Annotated in this window: 8 protein-coding genes; all 8 read right to left on the reverse strand. The window is 63.0% G+C overall.

From position 1 onward, the window contains the following. Nucleotides 1–327 precede the first annotated feature (327 nt). Complete coding sequence (locus tag GVL52_RS12365) at nucleotides 328–849, reverse strand: GrpB family protein (RefSeq protein WP_160007390.1); 522 nt, start codon at nucleotides 847–849, stop codon at nucleotides 328–330. Nucleotides 850–863: 14 nt separating this feature from the next. Further along, nucleotides 864–1,463 (reverse strand): phosphonate metabolism protein/1,5-bisphosphokinase (PRPP-forming) PhnN, encoded by a 600-nt coding sequence (gene phnN, locus GVL52_RS12370; protein ID WP_160007392.1) that lies wholly within the window; start codon nucleotides 1,461–1,463, stop codon nucleotides 864–866. Further along, the gene (locus GVL52_RS12375) at nucleotides 1,460–2,599 is read right to left on the reverse strand and encodes an alpha-D-ribose 1-methylphosphonate 5-triphosphate diphosphatase (RefSeq protein WP_160007394.1); all 1,140 of its coding nucleotides are present in this window, start codon (nucleotides 2,597–2,599) and stop codon (nucleotides 1,460–1,462) included. Before GVL52_RS12375 ends, phnN begins: the two co-directional genes overlap by 4 nt. A gap of 13 nt (nucleotides 2,600–2,612) precedes the next feature. After that, entirely contained in the window at nucleotides 2,613–3,308 is a 696-nt protein-coding gene (locus tag GVL52_RS12380) for a DUF1045 domain-containing protein (protein WP_160007396.1), read from the reverse strand. Between the two features lie 120 nt (nucleotides 3,309–3,428). After that, the gene (phnE, locus tag GVL52_RS12385) at nucleotides 3,429–4,775 is read right to left on the reverse strand and encodes a phosphonate ABC transporter, permease protein PhnE (RefSeq protein WP_160007398.1); all 1,347 of its coding nucleotides are present in this window, start codon (nucleotides 4,773–4,775) and stop codon (nucleotides 3,429–3,431) included. Further along, entirely contained in the window at nucleotides 4,775–5,755 is a 981-nt protein-coding gene (gene phnE, locus GVL52_RS12390) for a phosphonate ABC transporter, permease protein PhnE (protein WP_160007400.1), read from the reverse strand. The genes phnE (GVL52_RS12385) and phnE (GVL52_RS12390) overlap by 1 nt, the downstream gene beginning before the upstream one ends. 70 nt (nucleotides 5,756–5,825) lie before the next feature. Next, on the reverse strand, nucleotides 5,826–6,737 hold the full coding sequence (phnD, locus tag GVL52_RS12395) for a phosphonate ABC transporter substrate-binding protein (RefSeq protein ID WP_160007402.1): 912 nt from the start codon (nucleotides 6,735–6,737) through the stop codon (nucleotides 5,826–5,828). Between the two features lie 86 nt (nucleotides 6,738–6,823). Next, nucleotides 6,824–7,666 carry a phosphonate ABC transporter ATP-binding protein gene (phnC, locus tag GVL52_RS12400; RefSeq protein WP_160007404.1) on the reverse strand — a complete coding sequence of 281 codons (843 nt, stop codon included), beginning with the start codon at nucleotides 7,664–7,666 and terminating at the stop codon, nucleotides 6,824–6,826. Nucleotides 7,667–7,812 lie beyond the last annotated feature (146 nt).

A 7,812-nucleotide genomic window follows, 5' to 3' on the forward strand; every position in this document is an offset into this window, starting at 1 on the left:
GGCGGCGGTAGAGGTAAGATTGGTGTGTCAGGTGCAGCCACCTGCCCGATCGCTGAAGGCTTTCCGGAGCTTGCGGGCCGACAGGAACGTCTCTCGGCCTTCCCTTCCGGATGGATTTTCGGCCCTGACGGCCGGCGATCCACCTCTTGCAACCATCACCGGACGCCGGGCAGACGAGCCCGATGTGTCAGATCCGGTTCGCGACCCCGGCTCCCTGTCCAATGACGGGATCAGTATTGCGCAGCGCATTCCCTTGGGGATGGGTGGGGACGATGGTTTCCGGCAAGCCGTTGAGATCGCGGCGAAGTCTTTTGGCGCGCGAGAAAATTATCCCCGCGAGGGCGCCATTTCGGTTGTCGCGCGCTCGATCGTTTCGCGGACGAAATCACTCTTGCCGCCGGTGTAGTGGTCCCAATCGCCGTTGGCTTCTGCGGCAAGGTGCAGTTTCAGGGCCTGATACTCGGCGGCCCGTTGCGGATGCGCCCGGAGATAGTCGCGGAACAGGAGGCAATCGTGGTGGGCGGCGTTGCCTTGGGTGCAGAGATAGAGGCGCAGGCCGTGGCTGGCGTGATCGCGGGTGAAGGTCCAGCGGCCTTCGCCACTGATATCGCCGTGAGGGATGTAGCCGGCTGTCTGCAGCAGCGGGGTGAGGTCTGTCACTGCGGCTTCGGAGAGCAGTACGGCGTCGAGATCGATCTTCGGCTTGGCGGCCAGGCCGGGGACGGCAGTGCTGCCGATGTGGTCGATGGCGAGGATGCGGTTGGCGGCCAAAGCGAGGAGTTCGGCCCTGGCGGCTTCGAACAGCTGCGGCCATTGCGGGTCGTAGTCGATGACCCTGATCGGCCGCATCCGGTGTCTCCGTGTCAGCCGACCTCGGCGAGGCAGGCGGTGAGCACCTCGATGATACGGCGTTCGCCTTCTTCCAACGAATCGCTGTTGTCGAGGTCGACGACGTCGTAATCGCCGCGCACCGTCAGGGGGCCGCGGGCGAGCCTGACCATGATGTCCTCGTGGGTCTCGCGGCCGCGGGCTTCGAGCCGGGTGGCGAGCACTTCGGCACGGGCGGTGACGTTGATCACCTTGAGGCGCGGGAAGACGGCGTGAAAATGGTGAAGCGCCGAGCGCGAGCCGTTGGCGATCACCAGATTGCCGGCTGCAAGCGCGACCGAGACTTCGGCGGGGATGCCGTATTTCAGGCCGTGGGCTTCCCACCAGACGGAGAAGCTGCCGGCCTGTTCCATCGAGGCGAAGCCCTGGGCGGAGACCGCCAGATGGTCCTCGCCGCCGGCATCGTGATCCCTGGTGATGACGCGGCGGACGAAATGGACGTCGGGGCGGCCGTGGAAATGTTGTGCCGCCAGCGCCATCAGCGTGTCCTTGCCGGCACCGCTTGGGCCGACGACGACGACCATGATGCCGCGCTCGGTGCCGGGAACGACGTGGGGTTCGTGCGAGGGGATCATGCGACCCGGCGCCCTTCGCGCCAGACGGAGCGGGTGACCGGAACGCCCTCGTCGCGGAAGACGCGGACGAGATCGGCGCGCAGGCCCGTGGCGATGCGGCCGCGGTCGTTGAGGCTGACGGTGCGGGCGGGCGTCGCCGTGACCATGGCGATTGCCTTCGGCAGCGAGATGCTCTCGACCTCGTCGGCAATCAGGAACGGTGCGTAGAGCAGGCTGAGCGGCACGTAATCCGAGGAGAGGACATCGAGGACGCCGCGCTCGGCCAGATCGCGGGCGGCGATGTTGCCGGAGTGCGACTTGCCGCGGACGATGTTGGGGGCGCCCATCAGCACGCTCATGCCATGCTCGTGCGAGGCCTTGGCGGCATCGAAGCTGGTCGGGAATTCGGCGAGACGTACGCCGTTTTCGATGGCTTCGTCGACGTGACCAAGCGTTGCGTCATCATGGCTGGCGACGGTGATGCCGCGCTCGGCGCAGACCTTCGCGATGGCGACGCGGTGCGGGGTGGAATTTCGCTCGGATTCGGAGACGCGGCGGTCGATGAACTCGGCGAACTGGGCGTCGGTCAGGCCGCGCTTCTTCTGGTAGTAGAAGATATACTGGTCCATGGTCTGGAACTGGCGCTGGCCCGGCGCGTGGTCCATCAGCGAGACGAGGCGGACATAGGGGTCGTTTTCGAAATCGGCGAAGTGCTGCAGCACGTTGTCGGCGGAAACCTCGCAGCGCAGGTGCAGCAGGTGCTCGGCGCGCAGGCGCCCTTCCTTCTCGGCCTTCTGGATGGCATCGGCCATCTCGCGCATCTCGCCATGCTCGAAGCCGCCATCCTCATCGGCGCCCATGCGCAGGCAGTCGAACACGGTGGTGATACCCGAGGTGACGATCTGGGCGTCGTGGGCCTGGATTGCCGCTGTCTTGTTCCAGCGCAGGCCGGGGCGCGGCGAATAGTGGCCTTCGAGGTGATCGGTGTGCAGCTCGACCAGACCGGGGATCAGGTAATCGCCTTCGCAATCCTCACCGATATGCGCGCCGCCGCTGGAGATATCGGCGATCTTGCCGTCGCGGACCAGAACCGAGCCTTCGACGATCTCATCCTCGAGAACGATGCGGGCATTGGAGAAGACGGTTTCTTTGGTCATCGGATCAGGTCTTTCAGAGTTTGGCGGCGGCGAGCGGCCACCAGGAATGGGCTGTGAACGGCGCGCCACGCGCCTGTTCGACAAAAACGGCAAGGCCGGAAACGGCAAGCGGCCGGCCGGTGAAGGCGGCGAAACGCTCGGTCAGGATGGCCTTCATCACGTCTGCGCGCTCGGGCGGCACCTGGCCGGTGAGCGTCATGTGGAAACCGAAGTCATCCATCACATAGGGATAGCCCCAGCGCGACAGATTGGCGCGTTGGCTTTCGCTCAGCTTCTCCGGATTGCGGCGGGCGATATCGGCTTCACCAAGGGCGGCGCGGAACGGTTCGAACGACTTTACCACGCTTGCGGCAAATTGCTGTAGCGGCGGATGCAGCGAGCCCGGGACGAGGGCAAAGAATTTGCCGAGCTGGCCGAGCACCAGTTCGGGGATATCGAAAGCGGGCGTCGTCGCTGCAAAATCCTCGACGGCCTGGATCAGGTCCTTCTCGGTGACCGAGGCTGCCAGATGGAACGGCGCCTTGATGGTGGCGTGGAAGGCATAGCGACGGGGCTCGGCGGTGAGCTCGAACTGTTCCGCGGCGGGCAATGAGGGATAATCGGCAGCCGGGTAAAGTTCGCCGGTGAAGGCGTCGCGGCCGAGCCAGAGGGCTGCGGCTGCGTTCAGGGGATCATCCTTCGGCGGGGTGAAATAGAGTGCGTAGCGCAAGGCCAGTATCCCGGACATGATTTTGAATGTGGGTGGCAGTCTTCAGTGATTTGACCGCCCACCGCAAGCTTGCTCCCGGCTAAAAGATTTCCGTGACAGAATGATGATGATCAAGACCGATCAATGGGTCTTTTTGCCCATCACCCGCGAACGCAGGGCATTGGAAATGCTGTCGAAGACGAAGACGACCAGCAGGATCAGCAGCACCATGTAGGCGACCTTGTCCCAGTCGGCGTTGGTCTTCATCGATTCCAGCAGCTTCAGGCCGATGCCGCCGGCTCCGACGGCGCCGATGACGGTGGCCGAGCGGGTGTTGGATTCCCAGAAGTACAGCGACTGCGAGATGAAGATCGGCAGCACCTGCGGGACGACGCCGTAGCGCTGGACGACAACGGGCGCAGCACCGACCGACTTGACGCCCTCGCGCTGCTTGTCATCGACGTTCTCAAGCGCCTCGGCATAGACCTTGCCGAGCGCGCCGGTGTCGGTGAAGAAGATCGCGGCGATGCCGGGGATGGGTCCGGGGCCGAAGGCGCGGGTGAAGAACAGTGCCCAGATCAGCATGTCGATCGAGCGCAGGAAATCGAACAGCCGCTTGACGCCCCAGTTGGCGGTGCGGTTGCGGGTGATGTTGCGCGCCGCGATGAAGGCCAGCGGGAAGGCGAAGAGCGAGCCGAGCAGCGTGCCGACGAAGGCCATCACCAGTGTCTGCATCAGCTTGGAGAGAATGTCGCCATGCTGCCAGCTGGCATTGTTGAGGAAATTGTCGAGCGCCAGCGAGGCGTTGGACTGCGCCGGATCGATGCGGTCGCCCGCGATCATCAGGCCGGCGACCTCGACAAGGCTGCGGCCCCAGAAGGGCGACTGGGTGTCGAACAGGAAGTTGGCCCAGCCGAGGAAACGGCGCTGGACATAGACCTGCGTGGAGCGGATTTCGGCCTGGCCCTCGAAACCGAAGGAGACCGTGACCTTGCTGTCGTCCTGCTTCATGGCGGCGGGCGCGCCTGCGGGCATGATGGCGCGATCCGCATTGATCTCGACCGGGTAGAGCTTGCCACCCATATAAACATCGACGCGCTCCGGCGTCACTTCAAGACGATCGGCATCGCTGCCATAGGTGACGGTGTAGCCGCCATCCGTGGTCGGGCGCAACCAGTCGATGGCGGCGTCTTTCGGATACTGGCCACGGCTCGTCCATTGCGGCGTGACCTTGCCATCGACGAAGCGCAGGCGCGGCTGGGCGCGCCAGGAATACCAGTCCTGGATATAGATCGAGGCACGATCCCAGTTGCCGTTGACGAAGGTCGGGATGACCTTGAAGAAATTGAAGCAAAGCGCGAGGTAGACGATGACCAGCACGGAGATCAGAGCGATGCCCCAGCGCTGCATGAAGCTGCGGTGGAAGACTTCGGGATAGCTCTCCAGTAGGCGCTGGCGATCGGCGGCGTTGACGGTGAGCGACGACATCAGGCTGCTCCTCGGCCGAATTCGAAGGATTGCTTGCCGATCATCCGGCGGCGCAGCCAGGCGGAGAGCTGGTCGACGCAGACGACGGTGATCAACAGCAGGATGATGATGGCATAGGTCTTGGCGGCGTGGTCGCGACCGATCGCCAGGCTGAAGACCTCGCCGATGCCGCCACCGCCGACGGCGCCGATGATGGTCGAGGCGCGGACGTTGATCTCGAGGCGCAGGAGCGTGTAGGAGACGAAATTCGGCATGACCTGCGGCATGATGGCGAAGCGGACGCGCTCGAGCCAGCTGGCGCCGGAGGCACGCAGGCCCTCGTCCGGCTTCATGTCGGCATTCTCGACCACTTCGAAGAACAGCTTGCCGAGTGCGCCGATGGTGTGGATCGAGACGGCGATGATCGCCGAGATCGGGCCGATCGACAGGATAGCGGCAAGCAGGCCGGCAATGACGATCTCGGGAAAGGCGCGGAGGATTTCCATGATGCGGCGCACCACCCAGCGCGTCATGCCGGCGCCGACCAGATTGGTTGAGGCGAAGAAGCAGAGCAGGAAGGCGCCGGTGGCGCCGATGATGGTGGAGACGATGGCGACGTTGACGGTGATCGCCAGCTGGTAGAAGAAATTCGGGATGTAGAAAGTATCGGTGATGTAGACGCGGTCGCTGACGTAATCATATTTGATCGAGCCGTCGGCATAGGGCGACGGCAGGTCGAACATCGCACGGAAGATCTCCATCGGACTATCCGGCACGAAATGCTTCATGAAATCGAAGAGGTAGGGAAGGCGTTCGAAGAACTTACCCGAATTGGCGCTGTTGGCGAAATCGAGCGAAGCGCCGAGGACGATCAGAAAGACCACGATCGAGATCACGGTGTAGATACGCCGGGTCCGGACCTGCTGCTGGTAATGATCAAGTATCGTGCGGGAGCTTTGCTGCAATCCGCTCAAGTGGTCGGGTTCGGCCACATGCGCCATGGTGAGCATCCTTGTTGAACGAACGGCGGCATCGTGATGATGCCGCCGCGAAGTTATTCAGGCTTTCGGATCAACCGCCGATAACCGACTTACGAGCGTCGATGATCGTCTGGTAGAAGGACTGGTCGACAGGCGACCAATCGATGTAGCCGCCGCCGGTGAAGCTTTCGAAGCAACCCTTGTCGGTCTTTGGCAGTTCGGCGAAGTAGGCGGTGACCTTCTTCTTGATGTCGTCGGACAGCTTGTTGGACACCATCAGCGGACCGTTCGGGATCAGCGGCGACTTCCAGACCTGAACGATATCGTCCATGTCGAGCAGGCCCTTGCTGACCATGATGTGCAGGTTGCCCGAGGTGTAGCCCTGGGCCCAATCGCCGGTGGCGGAGCCGAAGGTGGTGCCGACGTCGAACTTCTTGTCGAGAACGCCGAGAACCAGGTTCTCATGGCCGCCGCCGAAGCCGGTTTCGGAGAAGTACTGCTTCACAGGCATGCCGACATCCTTCGGCAGCGTGACGTTCGGCACGAGGTAGCCGGAGGTCGAGTCCGGATCAGCGAAGCCGAGCTTCTTGCCCTTGGCATCAGCCAGCGTCTTGATGCCGCTGTCCTTGCGGGCAACCATGATCGAGTAGTAGCCGGTCGAGCCGTCTTCCTGCTTGGTGGTCAGAACCGGGGTAACGGCCGCCGGATCCTTGAGGTAGATCGAGGCGTAGGACGAAGCGCCCATCATGGCGAGGTCGATGGTGCCGCCGAGGAGACCCTGGATGACGCCGTTATAGTTCGGCGACGGGAAGATCTGGACTTCCGACACGCCGGTCGCAGCGATCAGGCCCGGCTTGACGCATTCGGTGCGGCGCACCTGGTCAGCTTCGTTTTCGCCGCCATCGAGGCCGATGCGCAGGACTTTGACGTCCTGGGCATAGGCCTGGCAAGCGACGGTAGCGATGGCAACAGTCGCCATCAGGATCTTGCGGAATGCAGACATGGTCGTCTCCTTTGGTAACGTTTTCAGTGACTTCTGAGATATTGGGGATCTTCGGACTTCCGGCTTTGCCCCCGGCCGGAAACTGGTCAGCGCATGCTGGCGGAAGCGGCCATCACACGGGAAACGGCATCTTCCTTGCCCTTGACATTGTCGAGGCTGGTCGAGGTCATGGTCTCATCAATGCGGGCGCCATTCTTGTCGGTGCCGTAGATCTCGTTGACGGCATCGGCCGTCAGGTCCGACGGCTTGCCATCGAAGACGACGCGACCGCCGGCCATGCCGACGATGCGTTCGCAATAGCTGCGGGCAGTGTCGAGCGTGTGCAGGTTGGTGATGACGGTGATGCCTTCGCGCTCGTTGATATCGCGCAGCGCGTCCATGACGATCTTGGCGTTGAGCGGGTCAAGGGAGGCGATCGGCTCGTCGGCGAGCAGCATCTTCGGGGCCTGCATCAAAGCGCGGGCAATCGCCACGCGCTGCTGCTGGCCACCCGAAAGCGTGCCGGCCATCTGCAGCGCCGTCTGCTCGATGCCGAGACGCTCAAGCGCGGCGATCGCCTGGATGCGTTCTTCGCGGGTGAATATGCCGAGCAGGCTCATCGTCGTCGAGCGGTGGTTGAGGCGGCCGAGGATGACGTTGGTCAGCACGTCGAGGCGCGGCACCAGATTGAACTGCTGGAAAATCATGGCGCAATCGCGCTGCCAGTTGCGCAGACCCTTGCCGCGCAGGCGCGAGACTTCAACGCCGGCGAAATGGATCGAGCCGGAGCTTGGCTCCTGCAAACGGTTGATCATGCGCAGCAGCGTCGACTTGCCGGCGCCGGACCGACCGATGATGCCGACCATCTGGCCCTGAGGAATGTCGAGTGTCACGGAATCGACGGCAGTCTTCTTGCCGAAACGACGGGTGACATTCTTCAGCTCGAACATCATGCTCTTCCTCATAGTCAAAACGCGATATGAGGGAGTGCATTAGGCCCGCTGCGTGAAGCTCCAATGTCAGTTTTGTGTAACTGCTGTCATAAACGGGGTGGCTGTGGATGGATGCGGGGCGGTGGGGGCAGTCTGGTGACGAC

The sequence above is a fragment of the Rhizobium sp. 18055 genome (genome assembly GCF_902706285.1).
Taxonomy (GTDB): domain Bacteria; phylum Pseudomonadota; class Alphaproteobacteria; order Rhizobiales; family Rhizobiaceae; genus Rhizobium.